The organism is Bifidobacterium apis (assembly GCF_036986835.1).
Taxonomy (GTDB): domain Bacteria; phylum Actinomycetota; class Actinomycetes; order Actinomycetales; family Bifidobacteriaceae; genus Bombiscardovia; species Bombiscardovia apis_A.
In genome coordinates, this window is the sequence record NZ_BTXD01000003.1 from 84,727 (window position 1) to 105,855 (window position 21,129).

17 protein-coding genes and 4 tRNA genes are annotated in these 21,129 nt (G+C 63.7%); 4 read left to right on the top strand and 17 right to left on the bottom strand.

The window, feature by feature from the left end:
* Positions 1-29: 29 nt before the first annotated feature.
* From AACP62_RS07325 to AACP62_RS07390, 14 genes are all read right to left on the bottom strand, one after another.
* On the bottom strand, positions 30-1,406 hold the full coding sequence (locus AACP62_RS07325; protein ID WP_339347433.1) for a cell division protein PerM: 1,377 nt from the start codon (positions 1,404-1,406) through the stop codon (positions 30-32).
* Positions 1,403-2,326: a succinate--CoA ligase subunit alpha gene (gene sucD, locus AACP62_RS07330; protein WP_339347434.1), complete on the bottom strand. Its 924-nt coding sequence runs from the start codon at positions 2,324-2,326 to the stop codon at positions 1,403-1,405. The genes AACP62_RS07325 and sucD overlap by 4 nt, the downstream gene beginning before the upstream one ends.
* Positions 2,323-3,537, bottom strand: a complete 1,215-nt coding sequence (gene sucC / locus AACP62_RS07335; RefSeq protein ID WP_339347436.1) for an ADP-forming succinate--CoA ligase subunit beta — start codon at positions 3,535-3,537, stop codon at positions 2,323-2,325. The genes sucD and sucC overlap by 4 nt, the downstream gene beginning before the upstream one ends.
* A gap of 22 nt (positions 3,538-3,559) precedes the next feature.
* On the bottom strand, positions 3,560-4,144 hold the full coding sequence (locus AACP62_RS07340; RefSeq protein WP_045936110.1) for an adenine phosphoribosyltransferase: 585 nt from the start codon (positions 4,142-4,144) through the stop codon (positions 3,560-3,562).
* A gap of 108 nt (positions 4,145-4,252) precedes the next feature.
* Positions 4,253-4,840, bottom strand: a complete 588-nt coding sequence (locus AACP62_RS07345) for a preprotein translocase subunit YajC (protein ID WP_082069384.1) — start codon at positions 4,838-4,840, stop codon at positions 4,253-4,255.
* Positions 4,841-4,906: 66 nt separating this feature from the next.
* Positions 4,907-5,983, bottom strand: a complete 1,077-nt coding sequence (gene ruvB, locus AACP62_RS07350; RefSeq protein ID WP_045935366.1) for a Holliday junction branch migration DNA helicase RuvB — start codon at positions 5,981-5,983, stop codon at positions 4,907-4,909.
* Positions 5,984-5,986: 3 nt separating this feature from the next.
* Positions 5,987-6,598, bottom strand: coding sequence for a Holliday junction branch migration protein RuvA (gene ruvA / locus AACP62_RS07355; RefSeq protein ID WP_045924419.1), 612 nt, complete (start codon positions 6,596-6,598; stop codon positions 5,987-5,989).
* Positions 6,599-6,640: 42 nt separating this feature from the next.
* The gene (ruvC, locus tag AACP62_RS07360) at positions 6,641-7,222 is read right to left on the bottom strand and encodes a crossover junction endodeoxyribonuclease RuvC (RefSeq protein WP_110412913.1); all 582 of its coding nucleotides are present in this window, start codon (positions 7,220-7,222) and stop codon (positions 6,641-6,643) included.
* 4 nt (positions 7,223-7,226) lie between these two features.
* Entirely contained in the window at positions 7,227-7,982 is a 756-nt protein-coding gene (locus AACP62_RS07365; protein WP_045935369.1) for a YebC/PmpR family DNA-binding transcriptional regulator, read from the bottom strand.
* Positions 7,983-8,043: 61 nt separating this feature from the next.
* Positions 8,044-9,330, bottom strand: coding sequence for a glycosyltransferase family 4 protein (locus AACP62_RS07370; RefSeq protein WP_339347447.1), 1,287 nt, complete (start codon positions 9,328-9,330; stop codon positions 8,044-8,046).
* Entirely contained in the window at positions 9,305-10,315 is a 1,011-nt protein-coding gene (locus AACP62_RS07375; protein ID WP_339347449.1) for a phosphatidylinositol mannoside acyltransferase, read from the bottom strand. The genes AACP62_RS07370 and AACP62_RS07375 overlap by 26 nt, the downstream gene beginning before the upstream one ends.
* Before the next feature lie 4 nt (positions 10,316-10,319).
* A complete protein-coding gene (gene pgsA, locus AACP62_RS07380; protein WP_029678833.1) occupies positions 10,320-10,994 on the bottom strand; it encodes a phosphatidylinositol phosphate synthase in 675 nt (224 codons plus the stop codon).
* Positions 10,995-10,997: 3 nt separating this feature from the next.
* Complete coding sequence (gene thrS / locus AACP62_RS07385; protein WP_029678831.1) at positions 10,998-13,043, bottom strand: threonine--tRNA ligase; 2,046 nt, start codon at positions 13,041-13,043, stop codon at positions 10,998-11,000.
* Positions 13,044-13,119: 76 nt separating this feature from the next.
* Positions 13,120-13,950 carry a PAC2 family protein gene (locus AACP62_RS07390; protein WP_029678830.1) on the bottom strand — a complete coding sequence of 277 codons (831 nt, stop codon included), beginning with the start codon at positions 13,948-13,950 and terminating at the stop codon, positions 13,120-13,122.
* Between the two features lie 162 nt (positions 13,951-14,112).
* Here AACP62_RS07390 and AACP62_RS07395 point away from each other — a divergent pair.
* The 4 genes from AACP62_RS07395 (at position 14,113) to AACP62_RS07410 (ending at position 14,482) form a co-directional block, all read left to right on the top strand.
* Positions 14,113-14,185: transfer RNA gene (locus AACP62_RS07395), tRNA-Gly, on the top strand.
* A gap of 27 nt (positions 14,186-14,212) precedes the next feature.
* Positions 14,213-14,283, top strand: a tRNA-Cys gene (locus AACP62_RS07400).
* A 23-nt stretch (positions 14,284-14,306) separates the two neighbouring features.
* Positions 14,307-14,378 (top strand) — tRNA-Val (locus AACP62_RS07405).
* Between the two features lie 31 nt (positions 14,379-14,409).
* A tRNA-Val gene (locus AACP62_RS07410) sits at positions 14,410-14,482 on the top strand.
* Between the two features lie 600 nt (positions 14,483-15,082).
* On the opposite strand, the gene AACP62_RS07415 is transcribed toward AACP62_RS07410, so the two are convergent.
* The 3 genes from AACP62_RS07415 to AACP62_RS07425 all read right to left on the bottom strand — a co-directional run bounded on the left by AACP62_RS07415 (position 15,083) and on the right by AACP62_RS07425 (position 21,060).
* A complete protein-coding gene (locus AACP62_RS07415; RefSeq protein ID WP_339347451.1) occupies positions 15,083-15,736 on the bottom strand; it encodes a helix-turn-helix transcriptional regulator in 654 nt (217 codons plus the stop codon).
* A 752-nt stretch (positions 15,737-16,488) separates the two neighbouring features.
* Positions 16,489-19,875, bottom strand: a complete 3,387-nt coding sequence (locus AACP62_RS07420; RefSeq protein ID WP_483413706.1) for an RCC1 domain-containing protein — start codon at positions 19,873-19,875, stop codon at positions 16,489-16,491.
* A gap of 309 nt (positions 19,876-20,184) precedes the next feature.
* Positions 20,185-21,060: an undecaprenyl-diphosphate phosphatase gene (locus tag AACP62_RS07425; RefSeq protein WP_339347454.1), complete on the bottom strand. Its 876-nt coding sequence runs from the start codon at positions 21,058-21,060 to the stop codon at positions 20,185-20,187.
* Positions 21,061-21,129: the final 69 nt, after the last annotated feature.

Here is a 21,129-nt window from a genome sequence, read left to right on the forward strand (position 1 = left end):
AATGCCGAGGCGCCCCGCCACCTTCGGACCTACTTGCCTGGTCTACGGGTGGACGAGACCTGTCGTGGTGTGTCTGCTCGGTCGGTTGCCTTGGGCTCCTTTCCCTCCTGACCGCGTGATTGATTGTGTTTTTCCTTGTTTTCCGCCTTGGCGGAAGTCTTTTTGTCGCCTGCCTGGCGCAGATAGTCAATCAGGACGTCCTTGATGATAATCAGGGCGGCGGTGATGAGAGCCAGCAGCCATACTCCCAACAGGCCGACCCCCAGGGAGGTTCCGATCATGCGCAGGGAGGAGGCTATGGGCACGCCCACTCCGGCCAGTCGCTGGCGGCCCAGGGCACCGTTGGAGAGCTGGAAAAGCAGGGCAAGACCGAGCAGGGTTACCAGCCAGGCCAGGACCATGGCCAGGGTTGCCATAAGGAAGCAGACTGCGGTGTCTCGGGATTTCAGCCCTGCTTGGCGCACGGCAGCGTGAATCCTGACCCCCCATGGCCCGGTCAGCAACAGAATGCCGGCGACCACTCCGGCCAACAAAGGCAGGTTGAGCAGGAGCAGACGAACCTCCTGCCGGGAGACAGGCTCCGGGAAAAGTCCAAAGAGGGGCAGCGAGGGCAGACTTGAGGCGTGTCCGGACCAGAGGGTGAAGGTGGCCAGACTGCCGATGTTGAAGCCGTTTCCGAAGATCCAGGAGGCAGCCCAGATAATCAGATTGGGCAGCCAGGCCAGGGACGCCAGGCTGGTCGTCACAGCCGAGGCGGTGCCCATACGTGTCAGTTTGAACAGGCGGCCCACGTCTCCGTGATAGATGGCGATCCAGACGATCAGGGCGATCAGGCCGGCGGCCAGCATGGCAGCCAGGAGGATCAAGCCGGCCATGAGCCCGAGCCGGATGGTCCTGCGGACCTGGACCGGCAGGGCTTCTTTGATCCGCTTGGCGAAAGCCTGGCGGAAAGGTTCGGAGCGGACACAGGCCCAGCCGTAACCCAATAGGAAGACCAGGCTGGTCCGCAGAAGAATGACCGGGGTGGTGTCGACCTGCATGGTCTGGCTGCCCTGCATGAGAATCAGGTTGCACAGCACCCAGACGACCAGGCCGGCAATGCAGCCGCCGACGGACACACCCATGCGGCCGACCAGGGTGCGGATCACCCAAATCAGCAGGCCGGTCAGCAGTAAGGGGATGATGGTCAGGGTCAGGGCCCCGGCTGTAAACCCGCAGCCTTGGGTGAGCAGGGTGATGGTTTCCGTCAAAGCCACAGTGGCCATGGACAGTGATGGCCCGCCCTCCTCGATGGAGATGATGAGCAGGAGCAGGGCCATGCAGGCGCCTAGGGCGACAGTGTAGATAAGCATGGCCAGGAAGGCCTCTAGGGCCCCTCGGAGCCATACTTTCACCCTGCCGGTCATATGATGGCATGCTCCCGCAGCAGGTCGCGGGTCAGCCGGGCGGTCTCGCCGGGTGTAGTACCCACCTGGATGCCGACGGACTCAAGCACTTCCTTCTTGTCTGCAGCCGTGCCCTTGCCGCCCGAGATGATGGCCCCAGCGTGGCCCATCTGCTTGCCCTCCGGAGCGGTGAAGCCGGCGATATAGGCCACGATGGGCTTGGTCATGTGGGTGGAGGCCCAGCGGGCGGCCTCCTGTTCGGCCGAGCCGCCGATCTCGCCGATCATGACGCAGGCCTTGGTTTCGGGATCGCGGTTGAAGGCCTGCAGGGCCTCCAGCATGGTGGTGCCCACTATGGGGTCGCCGCCGATGCCTAGGCAGGCGGTGAAGCCGATGGAGGACAACTCCCCCATGAGCTGATAGGTCAGGGTGCCCGACTTGGACACCAGTCCTAGAGGGCCGCGACCGGCGATGCCCTGCGGGATGATGCCCAGGTCCACGCCGACGCCGTTGGGCCGGTCGGACATGGTCATCAGTCCCGGGCAGTTGGGACCGACGATGCGGCAGCCGCGTTCCCTGGCCAGGGCCACGCAGTAGGCGGTATCGGCAACGGGAATGCCCTCGGTGATGACCACGATCAGCGTGATGCCGGCCTCGATGGCCTCGACCATGGCGTCCTTGGCGAATCTGGGCGGGACGAAGACCACGGAGGTGCGGGCTCCGGTCGCCTGGCGCGCTGCTGAGCAATCGGCGTATACGGGCACATGACGGGTCTGGCCGTCAGGACCGTCGAAGTCCACCGTCATTCCGGCCTTGCGGGCGTTGACCCCAGCCTGGATGTTGGTGCCTGCCGCCATCATGCGGGCCGTATGGACCATGCCCTGGTGACCGGTCATGCCCTGAACCATGACGGGGGCGCCGTCTTCAACGAAGAGGGTCATCGTCCCGTCTCCTTTCCTGCCTGAGCGGCCAGGGCCACGGCCTGGTCCGCCGCCTCCTCCATGGTGCGGGCCACCTTGAGCCGTGGCTCTTGGGCCTTGGCCAGCAGGTCCAGTCCCTCGGCAGCCTCATTGCCGTCGAAGCGGACCACGATGGGCCGGTCGTCGTTATGGTCTTGCCCGCCCGCAGCGTCCACGGCGGCCAGGATGCCCTGGGCCACCTGCTGGCAGGAGGTGATGCCTCCATAGACATTGACCATGACCGAACGGACCTTGGGGTCGGAGAGGACCACGTCCAGGCTGGTGCGCATGACCTCGGGCGAGGCGCCGCCTCCGATGTCAAGGAAGTTCGCGGGTCCAACAGGAACGCCCCGGCGGCGTCCTGACCCAGCCACGGCATCCAGGGAGCTCATGACCAGTCCTGCACCGTTGCCGATGACGCCCACCTGGCCGTCCAGATGGACGTAGTGCAGGCCTGCGGCCTTAGCCTTGGCTTCCAGCGGGTCCAGCTGGGCCGGGTCCGTGAAGCGCTTCCAGCCGTCGTGCCGGAAGGCCGCGTTCCCGTCCAGGGAGATCTTGGCATCGAGGGCGTCCAGGTGCTTGGTGGCCTCGTCGTCCGGGTCGCCCACCTTGGCCAGGGGGTTGATCTCGACCAGGGTTGCATCGCTGTCCTGGAAGGTGTGCCACATGCCCAGAAGAATCTGTGCGGCCTGCTCCAGATCCGCATGGTAGAAGCCGATGCGCTCGGCCATGGTGCGGGCGGCCTGCCTGTCGAAATCCTCCAAGGGGCCGATGTGCAGGCGCCGGACCGATTCGGGATGTTCGCGGGCGATGGTCTCCACCTCGGTGCCCCCGCTGGCCGTGGCCAGGACATCATAGTCCCGGGAGGTGCGGTCCACTGAAATGGACAGGTAGTACTCGTGCAGGATGTTGCGTGCCTCGGTGACCAGGATCCCGCTGACCGGATGGCCGTCGATGTTCATGGGCAGGATGGCCTCGGCCAGGGCTACGGCCTGATCGTGATCCTCGGCTCGCTTGACTGCTCCGGCCTGTCCCCTATGGCCAATGGTGGCCTGGCCCTTGATCATGCAGGGGTAGCCGATGACGTCGGCTGCCTGGCCGGCCTCTTCTGCGGTTGAGGCATAGACGGCCCTGGGTTGGGAGATGCCATGTTCAGCGAGCAGCTGCCTGGCCTGGTATTCGTACAAATCCATGGTGAAGGTCCCCCAATCGTGCTCAGGCGGGCATGTTCATCAGGCAGGTGACCGGGTAGGCGCCCAGGGCCTTGCGGCCGTCCAGACCGTTGAGTTCCATGACGAAGCTGAAACCAGCCACCTGGCCCCCGGCCTGTTCCACCAGACGTGCCGCTGCCTGGGCGGAACCGCCGGTGGCGATCAGGTCGTCGACAATCAGGACCCGCTGACCAGGGCGCAGGGAGCCCCGCTCGATTTCGATACGGGCGTTGCCGTATTCAAGGGCGTATTCCTGGCTGTAGGTGGGCTCGGGGAGCTTGCCGGCCTTGCGCATGGGCAGGAAGCCCTTGCCCAGATCGGTCGCCAGCTGGGGACCGATCAGAAAGCCGCGTGCCTCAAGCCCGGCTACCAGGTCGAAGTCCTCCGGCTTGACGGGCAGGGTGCGCTTCATGGCGTCGAGGATGATGGCCAATCCCCTGGGATCCGACATGGCCGGGATGAAGTCCCTGAAAAGGATCCCCTTCTTGGGAAAGTCCGGAATGGTACGGATCAATGAGATCAGATAAGCGGCGTCATCATCGCCCACCTGCTTAAGTTCTCCAACCTTGATATCGTCCGATTGAGCCATGATCTTCTTTCTGTTTTGCTCCTTGGAAGTGGTTGCCGGGGCCATCATACGCGCGCCGCGTTTCCGTTCGGAGTCGGCCTGACGGAAGGTGTGGCGCGCGTATGAGGTTCAGGACTTGGTGGAAGTCGAATCCGGAGCCTCGGAGGTGTCGGACTCTTCAGAGGCGTCGGAATCCTTGGATGCCTCCGAGTCGGCAGCGTCATCGGACTTCTCAGCAGTCCTGGCCTTGTCTGATTCGTCTTCCTGCTCCGGTTCGGAATCCGACGACTTGGATTGTGCATCATCCTTGCCTTCGGAGGCGGCAAAGTTCTGTGTGGCGGTATCGTCGGCGGCGGTGACCTCGGCGGGGGCGTCCGCATCCTCGGACTGGCCCTCGACCTGCTCGGGCAGGGGGTTGCCGTTTTCGTCAACCTCGTCGTCGTGGACGTAGGCCGGGACGATGGGAGGCTTGGTGATGGCCTGGATGCGCCAGCGGGACTGCGAACCCTCGGAGTCGATGACCACCTGCTCCTTCTCCAGGTCCACGGAGACCACCTTGCCTAGAAGACCAGTGGTGGTGGCGACCTCGTCACCGGGCTGCAGGGACTGGCGGAAGTCCTGGACGGCGGCCTGCTGCTGCTTGCTCTTGCGGGAGCTTCCCCACATCATGGCGATCATCAGGGCGATGATGACGATCATGAAAATCATGGATCCCATGGCTGTTTCCACTCCTTGTTTCGGCGGGTATCAAACGGCGATATGCATTGCTGCGAAGACCCCAGTCTAGAACAGCTTCATGACATCCTCGGGCGGTTTGCGGCCCAGGTGCTCCCAGGCCTTGGAGGTGGCCACACGCCCCTTTGGGGTGCGTACCAGGAAGCCCTCACGCACCAGGTAGGGCTCACAGACCGTCTCGACCGTCTCAGCCTCCTCGCCCACCATGGCGGCCAGGTTGTTCAGGCCCACGGGTCCGCCGTCGAAACTGTTGACGATGGCCTTGAGGACGGCCAGATCCAGACGGTCCAGCCCCTCGGAGTCGATCTGGTAGAGGGACAGGGCCTGCTTGACGTCATCAGGGCCGACCTGGTCAAGATCGTGGACTATGGCCCAGTCGCGCACACGACGCAACAGGCGGTTGGCGATCCTGGGCGTGCCACGGGAGCGCAGGGCCAGCTGGTGAGCTGCGTCATCCTGCAGGACGATGCCCAGGACCTTGGCCGACCGCTCGACCAGCTTCTCCAGCTCATCCTCCGGGTAGAAGTCCAGGTGGGCGGTGAAGCCGAAGCGGGCCCGAAGGGGCGAGGGCAGCATGCCCTCACGGGTGGTGGCGCCGATGACCGTGAACCTGGGCAGGGTCAGCGGAATGGAGGATGCTCCGGGACCCTTGCCCACCATGACATCCACGCGGAAGTCCTCCATGGCGATGTAAAGCAGCTCTTCGGCGGCCCTGGGCAGGCGGTGGATCTCGTCGATGAAGAGCACCTCGCCGGCCTCCAGGGAGCTCAGGATGGAGGCCAGGTCGCCGGCATGCTGAACAGCCGGCCCCGAGGTGACACGGATGGGCACCTCCAACTCGTGGGCGACGATCATGGCCAGGGTGGTCTTGCCCAGTCCTGGAGGGCCTGCCAGAAGGATGTGATCCGGGGCCACATCCCGCTTCTTGGCGGCCTTCAGGAAGAGCCCCAGCTGGGCCTTGAGCCGGGGCTGTCCGATGAATCCGTCCAGGGTTTCCGGCCGCAGCTCCTCGTCGCTTACCGGCTCGCCTTCGATGGGCCGGGCCGAGACCATCCGCAGGGATTCCTCCTGGGCGTCGCCGTTCTGCGTATCGATGTACCCGGTGGTCATCTGCTTGTCAGCCATGGGTCAGCGCCCCCTGTCCAGCCGGGTCAGGGCCTGCTTGAGCACCTTGGGAATGTCGGCCGGCTGCAAAGGCAGGGTGTAGCCGCCCTCGCTGCAGGTCTGCTCCACGGCCTGCTCGGCATCACGCTGTAGCCAGCCCAGGGAGATCAGTCCCTCGACCACCTGGTGGGCGCCGTCGTCGGTCTGGGCGGGTCCCTGTCTGCCCGTGCCGGCATCCAGATCCAGCTTGCCGGAGAGCTCGAGGATGATCTTCTGAGCGCCCTTCTTGCCCAGGCCGGGCGCCCGGGACAGGGCCGCAGCGTCGCCGTCGGCCACGGCCTGGGCCAGCTGGTCCGAGTTCAGGGTGGCGAGTATGGACAGGGCCACGCGCGGTCCGATGCCGCTGACCTTCTGCAGCTGGGCGAAGAGGGATTTCGACGTGCGGCTGAGGAATCCGTAGAGGGTCAGTGCATCCTGGGTCAGGGACAGGGCCGTGTAGACAGTGACCGTGGATTCGGCCCGCATGGAGGCCAGGTCCGACTGGGGCATGCGCACCTCGAAACCCACCCCCGAAACATCGATGACGGCGGAGCCCGTTTCGATGGCGGCCACCCGCCCGGTCAGCATTGCCAGCACTTGATCACCCCTCGATGGAATCGAACGTCTGTTCGAATCAGCTTACATGTCTCGCTGGACTCCCCGATGCTTGCCGTACTTGGCGGAGGCCTGTGCCCACTGGCGTTGGGCCTGGGTCAGATGCTCCTCGCGTTCCCCGCCCTGGATAGCCCCGGCAGGCCGCAGAGCATGGCAGATGGCCTGGGCAAGAGCGTCGGCTGCATCGGCGGGCTTGGGCAGCTGATTGAGCCCAAGAATGCGGGCCACCATCCGCTGCACCTGGATCTTGTCGGCCTGGCCATTGCCGGTCACAGCCATCTTGGCCTCGGTAGGGGTATGCAGGGCCACGGGAATCCCACGCTGCGCCGCCCCCAGCATGGCCAGCCCTGCCGCCTGGGCGGTTCCCAGCACGGTGTTGTGGTTGGACTGGGCAAAGACCCGCTCGATGGACACCACGTCGGGGCTGAAACGGTCCAGGGCGGCCGTCAGCCCCTGGTAGATGGTCAGCAGCCGCAGGTCCTGGCTCTGTTCGGGGTCTGAGCGCACGACGTCCACATGAACAAAGGAAAGCCGGCGCGATGCACCGGCTTCAATGACGCCGACGCCGCATCGAGTGAGCCCCGGGTCGACGCCGAGAACGATCATGGGGTCACTCGTCGTCCAACTGGGCCATGACCTCGTCGGGGGCGGTCCAATTGCTGTAGATCTCCTGCACGTCGTCCAGGTCGTCCAGGTTGTCGATCAGCTTGGAGACCTTGCGGGCGGAGTCCAGGTCCAGGGTAACCTCGCTCTTGGGATTGAGGACCAGATCGGCGGAGTCGTAGTCCATGCCCGCGTCCTGCAGGGCCTTGCGGACGTTGACCATGTCGCCGGGGGCAGTCAGCACGGTGTAGCTCTCGCCGTTGTCCTGCACGTCCTCGGCACCGGCCTCGGCGGCCTTCTCGAAGACCGTATCGTAGTCCAGGCCCTCCGAGGGGACGATGATCTGGCCCTTGCGCTCGAAGTTGAAGCTGACCGAGCCGTTCTGGGCCAGGGAGCCGCCGCCCTTGGTCAGGGTGGAACGGACCTCGGCGGCCGCGCGGTTGCGGTTGTCGGTCAGGCATTCGATGATGATGCCCACGCCTGCGGGAGCGTAGCCCTCGTAGACGATGCTCTCGTAGTTGGCCGCTCCGGCCTCTTCGCCCGAGCCGCGCTTGACGGCCCTGGTGATGTTGTCTGCGGGCACGGAGGACTTCTTGGCCTTGACGATGGCGTCGTAGAGGGTGGGGTTGCCGTCGGGGTCACCGCCGCCGGTGCGGGCAGCGATCTCGATGTTCTTGATCAGCTTGGCGAAGAGCTTGCCACGCTTGGCGTCGATGGCTGCTTTCTTGTGCTTGGTGGTCGCCCACTTCGAATGCCCTGACATATGTCTCCTGACGGTACGAATGCGTAAACGAATGGAATTCTAGTTCCGCTCTTTGACAATTTTACGGGTTTTCAGGCCCTTTCGTGGGGGCTTCATCGTAAAGAGAACCAGTCTTCCGGCCCACCAGCCTGCCCAGCAGGCCACGGCGATGATCGGGCCGGGCTACCAGGGCCCGGGCGTAGACATCCAGAACCTGGTCGGTGACCCGCTCCCAGTCGTAGTCGCTGGCCCGCCGCATTCCGCACGAGGCCAGGTCCAGGCGGGCAGGTCGGTCGTCCAGCAGGCCCAGGACCACCCGGGCGCAGTCCTCGGGGTCTGCGTTGGCGAACAGGCGTGCGCTGCGCCCGTTCTGGGAGACATCCTCGAAGGCGGGCAGGTCCGAGGCCACCACCGGGCAGCCCGCCGCCATGGCCTCGACCAGCACGATGCCAAAGCTCTCTCCCCCGGTCTGCGGTGCCACATACAGGCCAAGGCTGTGGTAGAAGGAGGCCTTGTCCTCGTCGCTGATCCGTCCCAGGAAGGTGAAGTGCCGGGCCAGTCCGGGATCGACGGCTTCGAGTATTTCCCGGGCCTCCCCCTGGCCGTCACCTGCACACAGGAAGCGGGCTCCGGGTACGCGCTGCAGGATGGCAGGTGCGGCCTGGGCCAGAATCTTGAACCCCTTGCGCTCCTCCTTCATCCTTCCCAGGAATCCGATGGTGGGTTCCCGCTCGCTCCCCTGCCATTCCGGGCGCGGCCGGGCATTGCGCAGGGCTCTGGTCTCGATGCCGTTGGGGATGATCTGGCTGGGTATTCCCGGCTCCAGCAGATTCCGGGCGTTCCGCATGGCCGAGGGGCTGACGAAGATGGCCTGGCTGATGTTGGCCAGGTATCGGCGCAGGTAGCGCCTGGTCAGCCTCAGGGCCAGCGGGGTCGTATCGAAGGCCGCATGAAAGGTGGCCACATAGGGGCAGGGAATGAATCCGGGCCTCAGGGGCTTGTGGCTCAGGGAGGGCACCTCGGGCTCGTGCAGGTGCAGGATGTCGAAGTGGCCCTGCCTGACCCACTGCCGGGTCTTGTGGCCGGCCACGCCGAAGTAGCTCAGGTTGGCCACGGATCCGTTGTAGGGAATGGAGAAGGAGGAGCCGGTGGTCTGCACCCAGAGGGGCATGTCCTGGGTGCGTCGGCCCGGGGCCAGAACCTGCACTTGGTGGCCGCGCTCCATAAGATGCCTGGCGAAGTCGCGGATGTGCAGTTGGACGCCGCCCGGGGTCTCGAAGGAGTAGGGCGAAATGATCCCCACCCGCAGAGGCGCCTTGATGGCGGCCCGCTCCGGCTCCCGCTCAGGCCTTTGCTCGGGTGCCTTCATGCCCGTCACCTCCCTTGTTCTTGGATGCCTGGGCCAGGATGAAGTCCGGCAGGTCGTGCATCCGGGATAGATCCAGATCCTCAAGGAAAATCGGCTGGAGCATGTGCCAGTCCTCGGGATGCTCACGAATGCCCTGGGCCCACTGGTCCACCCAGGCCTGGGTCAGGTCCTTGATGGCCTGCTCCCGGGGCATGTCCAGGTAGGGCTCGATGGCGATGGGCCCGTCCACCTGGCAGACATAGCCGTAGGGGGTCTTGGCCTGCCGCCGGCGCTCCCCCGTCAGCCTTTCCCTGTGCATGTTCACGGTATATAGGGGCAGACGGGCATCCAAGGCGATGACGGCAGGTCCGGCGGCCACGCGAATCCAGGAGTCGAAGGCTTGGACGAAAACGCCTCGGCGACTCAGGTCGCGGTCGGCCAGCAGGGGCACCACCTGGTCAGGCTCCCGCAGCAGGGTTGTCAGACGGCCGGTGATGTCCGGCTCGCCGGTCAGCAGGATGTTCATACCCAGGCGGCGACGGATGTCCGCAAAGGTGTTGAGCATCCCCTGGTCTCTTAGCCGCTCGGCCACCGTGGTGACCTGACCGACCGTGGAGCAGGCCCAGAAGCCTGCATAGTCCCAGTTGCCCTGGTGGCCCATGCCTATGGGCAGGGAGCGTAGGCTGATGTCGGTCTTGGCCGGAGCCGGGTAGGCGTTGCCGCCACCGTGTATGCGCGCCAGCAGCTGCTCCTTCGTGCGGGCTCCCACAGTCAAGGCCTCGACGAAGTAGACGAAGTAGGAGCGCATACCCTGGCGCGAGGTGCACCTCAGACTACGACGGTCGGCCTCTGGCATGACATGGGCCAGGTTGCGCTCCAGCTGTCTGACGCCGCCTATCCGGAAGAGCCAGCAGAGGTCGGCTGCCACCAGGAAGAGGCCGCGCAACAGCCTCTCGGGCACCAGACGCGCGTGCTGCGCCAGAAAGATGAGCAGTCGATCCGGCATAGGCTCACTCGTGGTTGGGGTTGGCAGGCTGCGGGTTACGGCTCATGTCCTTGGCCACGTGGCTGATCCGCTGCCAGACAGTGACGACGCCCAGCAGGGCCAGCAGTACCAGGAAGCAGCTGAGCACGGCCAGGGGCAGCCCGGCCCCGGTCAGGGCCATGCCCACCAGAATGATGACCAGCCGGTCGGACCTGGTGGCGATGCCGTTCTTGGCCTCGAAGCCCTCCGCTTCGGCCCGGGCCCGGGCGTAGGAGGTGACGAAGGAGGTCATGATGGCGAAGAGTGCTGCAGCCATGCCCACCTGGGCCCAGATGTCGGGACCCTGGTGGCTGCCATCAGCCACCCAGGCCAGCTCGTGACGGCGCAGGTAGATTATGACCCCGGTCAGGACGGCCCAGTCCGCAATCCGGTCAAGGGTGGAGTCCAGGAAGCCCCCGAACTGCGTGCCACCGCCGGTCAGCGCGGCCACGGAACCATCCAGGGAGTCGAAGGCCACCAGGATGGCCAGGACGATGGCCCCAGGCAGAAGCCAGCCGGTGAACCCGGTCAGGATGGCTACCAGTGTGGTGCCTACGGCTCCGCTGATGGTGACACCGTTGGCGCTCACGCCCAGACGAACCAGGCCGCGGGCGATGGGGGCGATGATGCGCTTCCAGGGGCGCCGTAGATGCTCGAACATTGGTCAGTCCTGACTGCAGGAGGTGTTCGCTCGGAAGTCGTCTGCCGAGTTGATCTGGGCGCGGACCTTGATGGCCTCATTGATCCAGGCGCGGGCCTGCTCCACGGGCACACCATTGAGCTGGCTGCCATCGCGGAAGCGGAAGGAGACCGCGTTCTTGGAGACGTCCTCCTCGCCGGCGATCAGGATGAAGGGGGCCTTGGACTTGGCCGCGTTGCGGATCTTCTTGCCGAATCGATCGTCGGAGCGGTCGATCTCGCAACGAACCATGTCGTCGCGCAGCTGGTCCAGCAGGTGCTCCAGATGGGGGGCGAACTCGTCGGCCACGGGCACGGCCTGCACCTGGACCGGGGCCAGCCAGGCCGGGAAGGCGCCGGCGTAATGCTCCAGCAGGATGGCGAAGAAGCGCTCGATGGAGCCGAAGAGGGCCCGGTGGATCATGACCGGCCGCTGGTGGGAGCCGTCGGCGGCGATGTACTCCAGCTGGAAGCGCTCTGGCAGATTGAAGTCCAGCTGAATGGTGGAGACCTGCCAGGTGCGCCCGATGGCATCCCGTGCCTGCACGGAGATCTTGGGCCCGTAGAAGGCGGCGCCCTCGGGGTCGTCAACCAGCTCCAGCCCGGAGTCCTTGGCCACCTCGGCCAGGGTGTTGGTGGCCTCCTCCCAGACCTCGTCGGAGCCGACGAACTTGTTGGGATCCTTGGTGGACAGCTCCAGGTAGAAGTCGTTGAGGCCGAAGTCCTTGAGCACCTTGAGCACGAACTGGAGCAGGTTGGTCAGCTCACCCTTCATCTGGTCCCGGGTGCAGTAGATGTGGGAGTCGTCCTGGGTCAGGCCGCGCACACGGGTCAGGCCGTGGACCTCGCCGGACTTCTCGTAGCGGTAGACGGTGCCGAACTCGAACAGCCTCAGGGGCAGTTCCTTGTAGGAGCGCTGCCGGGACTTGAAGATCAGGTTGTGCATGGGGCAGTTCATGGGCTTCAGGTAGTAGTCGAAGCCCTGGCGGGTCACCTTGCCGTTGGCGTCCTTCTCCTCGTCCAGGTGCATGGGCGGGTACATGCCGTCCTTGTACCACTGCAGGTGGCCCGAGATCTCGTAGAGGTGGCCCTTGGTGATGTGCGGGGTCTGCACGAAGGAGTAGCCGTTGCGCCGGTGCATCTGCCGGGAGTAGTCCTCCATGGCGTTGATGACGGCCGCGCCCTTGGGGTGGAAGACGGGCAGGCCGGGCCCGATCTCGTCCGGGAAGGAGAAGAGATCCATCTCGGCGCCCAGCTTGCGGTGGTCGCGTCGGGCGGCCTCCTCAAGACGGGCGGTGTAGGCCTTCATGTCGTCCTTGTTGGCCCAGGCGGTGCCGTAGATGCGCTGGAGCATGGGGTTCTTCTCATCCCCGCGCCAGTAGGCGGCGGCCGTGCGCATGAGCTTGAAGCAGCGAATGTAGCGGGTGTTGGGCAGGTGCGGGCCCCGGCAGAGATCCTTCCAGACCGTGTTGCCCTCGCGGTCCAGGTTGTCATACATGGTCAGCTCGCCGCCGGTGGCCACCTCGGTGGCCTCCTCGCTGTTGATCTCGGCTTCCTTGGCCCCGATCAACTCCAGCTTGTAGGGCTGGTCGGCCTCCTCCTTGCGGGCCTCCTCCTCGGTGACCACGCGCCGGCGGAAGCTCTGGGAGGACTTGATGATCCGCTTCATCCGCTGCTCGATCTGCTTAAGGTCGTCGGGGGTGAAGGGCTTGTCCACGTCGAAGTCGTAGTAGAAGCCGTCCTTGATGACCGGACCGATGCCCAGCTTGGCGTCCGGACGGATCTCCTGGACGGCCTGGGCCATGACGTGGGTGGCCGAGTGCCGCATGATGGCCAGTCCCTGGTCGCTCTCCAGCGTGATGGGCTCGACCTTGTCGCCTTCGTGCAGGGGTGTATAGAGGTCGCGGGGCTGCCCGTTGAGGTCGACGGCGATGATGTCCTTGTCGTCAGCAAAAAGCTGGACGCCAGTCTGATCCGCCGCCACCTCCTTCCGTTCGCCCTTGACGATGATGGAGATGCTCGACTGTGTCATGAATGCCGTCCTTGCTATCGGAGCCCGCGTTACAGGGTGCAGGCTGGACATGGTTATCGTGCCACAGCCTAGGTCGTCACTCAGACAAGGAGGGGCCTTTGTTGCCCATGGAGCGCAGATAATCCTCGGCCTCACGGACCAGCTCTTCGGCGGCCGGCTCGTCCACCTGGGCCTGGTCGACATCCATCTCCAGACGGTGGACGTAGTTGGCCAGGTCGTCGTTGCAGCGCAGCAGCATTCCGGCCTGGGCCTTCCACTCGGCAGCCTTGCGAGGCAGCTCCCCCTCGTCAAGGTGAACGCCAAGCATGGCCGAGAGCCTTTGCAGCAGCTGCAGGGTGCCCTGGGCGCACTCGTCGCTACCCAGGTACTGGGGCACGGAGACCCAGATGGACTCGGTGCTGTAGCCGTCCTGTGTGGCCAGGGCATCCAGGACGGTGGGGATGCCTATGGGGCCGGAGTGGCCGTCGGTGTCGGTCTTGGGCTGGTCGCCGGCCAGGTCATCGATGGGCAGGGGCCTGGTGTGGGGGCAGTCGGCAAACATGGCGCCCAGGGTGATGACGGCCTCGGCCTCATCGTCTTCGGCCCAGTGGATGCTGCGCCGGCAGAAGTCACTCCAGTGGTAGTTGGGCTCCGGGCCCATCTCCAGCAGGAGGGTGTGGGTGTCATCAATCTGCACCCGGTAGATCTTGGTGGAGGGCCAGATGATCCGCCGCCTACCCTGCACATGGCAGAGCATGGGCCGTGACATCTGGTAGTCATAGAACCCGTCGCCCGGAATGCTGCCGATCTCGTGGGACTCGTAGACGTTCAACAGGTGGCGGATGACGTTGGTCGAGGCTGAGCACGCATCGTTCCAGCCATCGAAGGCGGCCACCATGGTGCAGTGCTGCCTGGCTTCTTCACTCATACCTCTCACCCTACCGGTAGGAAGCCTTGTATTGCGCGGCTTTGCCATCAGCGGAGGGTGGCTCTATGACGCGGCGACACGCGCTTTTTGCCAAGTGCGGAGGTCTACGCTACAGTAGTGCAACGTGCTTCGGCAGTCACCACCACGGTGAAGGTTGAATGTGCGGGCATAGCTTAGTTGGTAAAGCGCGACCTTGCCAAGGTCGAGACCGCGGGTCCGAGTCCCGTTGCCCGCTCGAGGTTTCGAGCAGTTTAACCAATACGGTGGGTTAGCCAAGCGGTTAGGCAGCGGCCTGCAAAGCCGTATAGACGAGTTCGACTCTCGTACCCACCTCTCTCTCGAAACGAGAATGACCCGGGCGGTTGGCGCAGAGGTAGCGCACTTCCCTGACACGGAAGGGGTCACTGGTTCGAATCCAGTATCGCCCACGAGGATCACTTCGGTGGTCTTTCCCAATCCGGGCGATTGGCGCAGCGGCTAGCGCACTTCGTTCACACCGAAGGGGTCGCAGGTTCGATTCCTGCATCGCCCACCTGGATCTTCTACCTCTCCCCTACCTTCCATCTAGAGACAGTTTTCAGTCAGTAATTGATGCCTACAAATCTTCTCAATTTTCAGTGATCGAATCCCTGACGATGCATAGCTAATGATTCCTCCAGCAGAAATTCAGGTAATAAATTATTGTTAGCAGACCAGCTGAGATTTACTTTTCGGGCTCGCTTTAGGCAGCCGACTCCGCTGAATTATGCACAAACCGCCCCTGTAATGCCGGTTGTCATGGCGGATGGCGAACGGAGTGTTGAGTATGTCCGGGACCTTGTGATAATTTGCTCTTAGCAACAGGTCGGGGGACCTGCCAGAAACGGGAGTACCTGATGCATCCTTGAAGAGGTGATAGCATGAAGAAAGGCCTAGGCCAATGAGGGCACGTAACTAGCCTGGCTGAATCTGCAATGCACCGCAGCTTGAGGAAACTGTGGTCTCCCTGTTTTACCTATGAAATACTTGCGTGGTCTGTATGTGTGACCACGTTCCGGTTGTCGCCAATGGCGGCGGCCGCGCTGTAAAGCTCCTCCGGCGGCACAGAAATATACCCCCCTCTCCTGCCGCCGGAGGTTTTACTTTTCAGGCCCTATTTGAGGGCCTGCAGGTACCGGTAAAGGGTGGGAATCGAAATCTTGAGCTCGGGAGCGACGATGCCCACCGCGCCCTTGATGAGGAAGATGCCCTGGTCCTTGATGTTGCGGATGATCTCCAGCCTGTCCTGCTTGGTCAGCTTGTCCATTGGGATGTTGAACTGGCGGACCTCGTCCCTGGTGATCCTGCGGATGTTCTCGGCAGGCTCCTCGCTCACGTGGCTGCGCGAGGTCTCCGTGGAGATCTGCACATCGTCGGAGTCAATCGAGGACAGGGTCTGCAGCACATGGGCGGCCTGCTGCAGCTCGGTGATGTTGATACTGATGCAGAGCAGGCCAATGACGGTCTGCTCCTGGTTGCGGATCAGGTAGGAGGAGACGCGGAACTCATGCTTGTTCAGGCGGCGCCCCCGGTAGTCGGAGACGAAGTCGGCCCCGTCCTGGTCGGCCCGTATGGCCAGTTGGAGCGTCTGGTCCGTAACCCCGTCGCCCAGGGAGCGTCCGGAGAGCTGCCCGTTGCGGATGAAGACGATGGAATTCTCCGGGCGGGTGATGTCATGCACCACAATCTCGGCCATGGGACCGAAGGAATCGGCTATGAATTCTGCCAGGGGAAATACCTCTTCAAGGTTGTCTACTGTGAAATGCATGGCTGATCCTCAACATCCTAACAGGGCGGCTTGTAGCCACCGGTTGGTGCTGCGGGAAGCGAAAGGCATTGGATGGCGTGATATGGTCCATCACCTCCATACCAGCCAATCGGCCTCCTCTACTCCCGTATATTAGACCTTCTTTTGCGCACTTCAGTCCGTTGCATACGGCCTATCGAGGCCGCAGGAGAGCCGAAGTGCCGAAGGAGTTTTCATGGTAGCGCAAGAAGGGGGCTGAATCTTGTTTTTCGCAAACCCGGCCAGTCGTAACGGACGCGGTGTCGTGGCGAAGCTGCTTTTTTCCAATCCTGCAGGACAGAAAGAGACAAGATGATCGGTCATCATTGGAAACTAAGTAATTCAGAAGCGGGGCATCAGTACCTGTATGGTTCCTAGGACAAGACGCAAGAACAATGTGAGTCTGGTCACGTGTTTTGTTGTCGGGTGGATCTGAAAGCGACTTTGCCAAAGATATTGAACTGGCTTATGTGGGGCACATAATGAAATGAGTAAACAGCGGCCGGGCGGGCTGGGGGCTGTTGAGCCTCCAGCCAGCCCGGCCGTGTTTCCTCCTCTCCCAGGCGTGGCGCGGGCGTGCATGCCTGCCCTCGGCTTCTGCCTGCAGAAGTGTGGTGGGGGCGCGGGAGGGAAGTGTCGGGCTCTCTTGGGGTTGAGCCTTGTGTGGCACTTGTCCTTCCTGCTCCCCCTTGATGGGCCGGGGGCGGGGGGATTGATACGCCGCCCGGCCGCTCTTACTCGTGCGAAGCGCGAACCAGTTGGTGTTGTTCTCGCCGGTGGCGGCGGGATGCCAGCACCCCGCCCATGCCGGTCATGCCCGCGGCCAGGGCGAGCAGGATGCCTTCCCCGCCGGCCTTGGGGAGCACGCCTGCAGGCAGGTACGTGTATCGGAGAGAAGTGTCGGGCGTTTGGGCTGTGCCTCCCAGCGTGTAGTCCACGCTGACCGTGACCGTGCCCGGCTGGTGTGCGGGCGTGAGCACGCTCACGCTGCTGCCGTCGCCGCGCGTCAGGCCTGATACGGAGGTCTGGTCGAATCTGACGCCGGTGACCACCAGCTGCAGGTTGAACGACACCGGCACAGGGACAGGACTCTGAGCTTGATAGGAGGATCCTGTGGGGATGCTGTCATTGCCGAGCTGGCCATATCTGTTGCTCCCCCAGGCGTAGGCGTTCCCGTCGCTGCCCACGGCCAGCGAATGATCGCCTCCACCGCTGACCTGGGTGGCTTGCAGTCCTTTGCTCGCGTTCCCGGGGTTGGCGGGGTCGCGCACGCGCACAGGAACATACGAAGTACTGGTGGTACCGTTGCCGAGTCGGCCAGTGGCGCCGGCTCCCCAGGCATAGGCGTATCCATCACTGCCTATGGCTAGCGAATGAGAGTATCTGGCGCTGACCTGTGCGGCTTTCAATCCCTTGTTTTTGTCTGTGGGGTTGGCGGGGTCGCGCACGCGCACAGGAACAAACGAATAGCCGCCGCTGCTGTTGTTGCCGAGCTGGCCAAAGCCGTTGTATCCCCAGGCGTAAACGTTGCCGTCGCTGCCCACGGCCAGGGAATGAGAGAATCCGGCGCTGACCTGCACGTAGGTGAAGTCCGCTGGCAGGTCCGGGTAGGTCTTCCGGTCGGGCGTCTTCACCCTGACCGGCGCATGCCGGCTGCTGCCTGTCCCGTCGCCGAGCCGGCCATCGCCGTTGTATCCCCAGGCGTAGGCGTTGCCGTCGCTGCCCAGGGCCAGGGAATAAGAGGTTCCGGCGCTGACCTGCAGGTAGGTGAAGTCCGCTGGCAGGTCCGGATACGTGTTGCGGTCGGGCGTCTTCACCCTGACCGGCGCATGCTTGTCGTCTCTCGTCCCGTTGCCGAGCTGGCCATAGGTGTTGTGTCCCCAGGCGTAGGCGTTGCCGTCGCTGCCCAGGGCCAGGGAATGATCGCCTCCGGCGCTGACCTGCAGGTAGGTGAAGTCCGCTGGCAGGTCCGGGTACGCCTTGCGGTCGGGCGTCTTCACCCTGACCGGCGCATGCCGCTCGGTGGTTGTCCCGTCGCCGAGCTGGCCATAGTAGTTGTATCCCCAGGCGTAAACGTTGCCGTCGCTGCCCAGGGCCAGGGAATGAGCGTATCCGGCGCTGACCTGCACGTAGGTGAAATCCTCCGGCAGGTCCGGGTAGGTCTTCCGGTCGGGCGTCTTCACCATGACCGGCGCATGCTTGTCGTCTCTCGTCCCGTTGCCGAGCTGGCCATAGTCGTTGGATCCCCAGGCGTAGGCGTTCCCGTCGCTGCCCACCGCCAAGGAAAAACCATCGGCGAATGTTGATCCGCTGACTTGGTTGAATCTGATGCCCCGGCTGGCGTTGTCGGGCGGGGTGATGGTGGCGGGTTCCCTGCCCAGCTGGCTGCCCTTATCAGGGCTGATGCTCCACCCGCTGTTCCGGCCTGCCGGCGTCCAGTGGGCGGCCAGGGTCAGGTCCTTGCCGACGGGCCTGCTGAAATCGTAGGCGACCTCGCCGGTGAACCAGCCGTCGAACAGGAAGCCCTCACGCACAGGGTCGGGGGAGGGGCGCTTCACCCTCCCGTACGGGGCGGGGACAGTCTGGTCCGCTGGTATGGGGCTTCCTCCGCCCGTGTCAAAGCGGACCGTGAACGCGGATCCTGGCTCAGCAGCCCGTGCCGGCGGCTGGTCGACCGTGTACGCAAGGCTCCTGGCGAAAGGCTGCCCGTCCTGCCTGCCCGTGATGAGGATGGCGGCCGGCCCCGGCTTATGGTCGGGCATGTCCGCCCGCCAGGCATTGTTCTCCGCAGTGAGGTTGATCGGCTGGCCGTCCAGGCTGGCTGATTCCAGGATGGGCGCAGCAGTGGTGTCGAGCCTGACGGGTTTGCCGGGCTGGCCCTGCCCGTCCAGGCTCCACGCGAGCATGCCGCCCTGCCTGCTGATGGCGGCGATCCTGCCGCCGGCAGCGGCGGCCCGCACGTACTGCTGGCTCCCGTCATCTGCCCGGGTGGGTGCTTCGCCGGGCTTCCAAGCCCAGATGTGGCCATTGGAATCAACCAAAGCTGGTTGTGTTGTATCAATGCTTATTGCTGTCACAGCAGAATGGTTGGGCAGGACCAGCGACTCTGTCTGGTTTTGTTCGTTTTCCAGATAGCTGATCTGACCTGTTGAGTCCAGAAGTATAAAGCCGTGATCCATAGCTGATATCTGAACAATTCGGTTTACAAGCTTGACGTGTTGGATCTGATTGGTATCAATGGCATCCGGCCTCCAAGTCCAGATTTGGCCCTTGCGGTCAAGGGCGAGCAGACGGTCAGCATTGCCAGCAGCCTTGACTGCCAAGGCCTGCGTGGGCAGGCTTATGGCTTTTCCTGTTGGCTTCTCCTTACTGGTCCATGTGCGGATACGGCCTTCCTGGTTCACTGCTATAAGGCGGTCGGCAGCCATGGCGATGCTGGTGTATGTAGTGGAGTCTATGTTGAGCAGGGCTGGCGTCTCTCCGCTACCATTCCAGGTGTAGATGCGGTGATCTCGGCTCAAGGCCGCGTAGCTGCCATCGCCAACAACCCCGCTTGTGAATCGCACCTCGCCGGACTCGCCCTGCGGTGATGGCACCTGAACAGGCATCTTATCGTTCGTTGTCCACGTGAAAAGGTGGCCATCGCCGGTCACGCCGATCAGCTTACCGTCTTGGGCCTCCAGCGTACTGAACGATGGGGAATCCGCGTTCGGGGGGGTGATGGTGATGCTGGTGCCGCCGGAAGCCGGACCATGGTCGGGGCTGAGCGTCCAATCATTCACCGGTGTCCACTTGGCCTTCAAGGCGGTGTCCCTGGTGATCGGGGTACGGAAGTCCATGATCCTGTCATGCTCGAACCAGCCGTCGAAACGGTAGCCGTCACGCTTCGGATTATCGGCAGGCGGCGACACCAGGGATCCATCAGCTATAGTTAAGCGTTCAGCCTTGACCCCATTGGCAGGATCGAACACTACAGTATGTGAACCTGCGGTAGAAGACTGGGCTTCGGTATCCGCATGAAAAGTGGAAAGGCCTGTCGGGGTTTGAACAGGCGAGGAGGAAACAGATGCAGTGGTCAGCGGCGAAGGGGAAGGCAGGCTAGAGGGTTGTAGATCGCTCAGGGAACCGTTATCTACCTGAGCGGTATAACGACCCCCCCCCCCCCGTTGACATCTGAGCCGGAGGCGAAGACGGTGCCGGTGGCCATGCCGGTCAGCAGCAGGGGTATCAGCACCAATGCTGACATGAGCGACCGCAGGCCAAACCTATGCTTACGAGAACCGGCAGACATCGACGACGAAACCACAACAAACCTCCCCAAAGGATTCAAACGCTTGGCTGACCCAGTCCCCCGCAACCATGGGCAGCGCATGAGCAAATCGTATCACGCAGCCATGTGAGCGTCGAATCCCCCGGCAATTCACCCAGGCTCAGCTGGCCGCCACGCCGCCTACTGCGGGCAGGGCGCCGACCATGAGCATGATGGCCACGAAGATGGCCAGGCCAATCCGGTAGATGACGAATCCCCGGTAGGAGAAGCGTGAGACGATCTTCAAAAAGGCGATGATGACGATGTATCCCAGCAGGAAGCTGACCACGGTGGCGCAGATGGTGGCCCCCCAGCCAGGGAAGGCGGCGTCCGCGTTGATGTTCTTCAAGGATTTTACCGTCTCGAGAATGCCGGCGCCGAAGACGGCGGGGATGGCCATGAGGAAGCTGACCCGGGTGGCGGACTCGCGGGTGTAGCCCAGGGCGCGGCCGAAGGTCATGGTGCCGCCCGAGCGGGAGACCCCGGGGATCAGGGCCAGCATCTGCCCGATGCCGAAGAGCAGGGCGTCGCGGGCGCTCATCTGTCGGATCTCCTTGTTCTGGCGGCCGTGGCGGTCGAAGTAGTCCAGCAGCAGGCCGAAGACGATCAGCACGACCACGGTGATCCAGAGGTTGCGCAGCTTGGTCTCGATGATCTTCTGGAAGAGCAGGCCCGCCACCAAGATGGGCAGTGTTCCCAGAATGATGTACCAGCCCAGGGCCGCGTCATGGTCCTTGGAGCCCATCCGCTCACGCCATGAGGAGCCGTCCTTGCCGGCCAGGCAGCGGAACCAGTGGGTCAGTATGCGGGCAATGTCATGCCGGAAGTAGAGCAGGACCGCCAGCTCGGTGCCAAATTGGATGATGGCTGTGAAGGCCGCGCCCGGGTCCTGGCCCAGCAGGCCGCCCACGATGCGGATATGGGCGCTGGATGAGACGGGGAAATACTCCGTCAGGGCCTGCACCAGGCCGAACAGAATGGCTTCGAAGAAATTCATGGACCCCTCTTGCTATGTCGGACAACAATGGCAAGCATAGCCACCGCGCAGGGCAGGCAGAGCCAAGGG

Bases quoted from the DNA above. Each gene is read 5' to 3' on its own strand.
- AACP62_RS07325 (WP_339347433.1), bottom strand. From the start codon at position 1,406: ATGACCGGCAGGGTGAAAGTATGGCTCCGAGGGGCCCTAGAGGCCTTC.
- sucD (WP_339347434.1), bottom strand. From the start codon at position 2,326: ATGACCCTCTTCGTTGAAGACGGCGCCCCCGTCATGGTTCAGGGCATG.
- sucC (WP_339347436.1), bottom strand. From the start codon at position 3,537: ATGGATTTGTACGAATACCAGGCCAGGCAGCTGCTCGCTGAACATGGC.
- AACP62_RS07340 (WP_045936110.1), bottom strand. From the start codon at position 4,144: ATGGCTCAATCGGACGATATCAAGGTTGGAGAACTTAAGCAGGTGGGC.
- AACP62_RS07345 (WP_082069384.1), bottom strand. From the start codon at position 4,840: ATGGGATCCATGATTTTCATGATCGTCATCATCGCCCTGATGATCGCC.
- ruvB (WP_045935366.1), bottom strand. From the start codon at position 5,983: ATGGCTGACAAGCAGATGACCACCGGGTACATCGATACGCAGAACGGC.
- ruvC (WP_110412913.1), bottom strand. From the start codon at position 7,222: ATGATCGTTCTCGGCGTCGACCCGGGGCTCACTCGATGCGGCGTCGGC.
- AACP62_RS07365 (WP_045935369.1), bottom strand. From the start codon at position 7,982: ATGTCAGGGCATTCGAAGTGGGCGACCACCAAGCACAAGAAAGCAGCC.
- AACP62_RS07370 (WP_339347447.1), bottom strand. From the start codon at position 9,330: ATGAAGGCACCCGAGCAAAGGCCTGAGCGGGAGCCGGAGCGGGCCGCC.
- AACP62_RS07375 (WP_339347449.1), bottom strand. From the start codon at position 10,315: ATGCCGGATCGACTGCTCATCTTTCTGGCGCAGCACGCGCGTCTGGTG.
- pgsA (WP_029678833.1), bottom strand. From the start codon at position 10,994: ATGTTCGAGCATCTACGGCGCCCCTGGAAGCGCATCATCGCCCCCATC.
- thrS (WP_029678831.1), bottom strand. From the start codon at position 13,043: ATGACACAGTCGAGCATCTCCATCATCGTCAAGGGCGAACGGAAGGAG.
- AACP62_RS07390 (WP_029678830.1), bottom strand. From the start codon at position 13,950: ATGAGTGAAGAAGCCAGGCAGCACTGCACCATGGTGGCCGCCTTCGAT.
- AACP62_RS07415 (WP_339347451.1), bottom strand. From the start codon at position 15,736: ATGCATTTCACAGTAGACAACCTTGAAGAGGTATTTCCCCTGGCAGAA.
- AACP62_RS07425 (WP_339347454.1), bottom strand. From the start codon at position 21,060: ATGAATTTCTTCGAAGCCATTCTGTTCGGCCTGGTGCAGGCCCTGACG.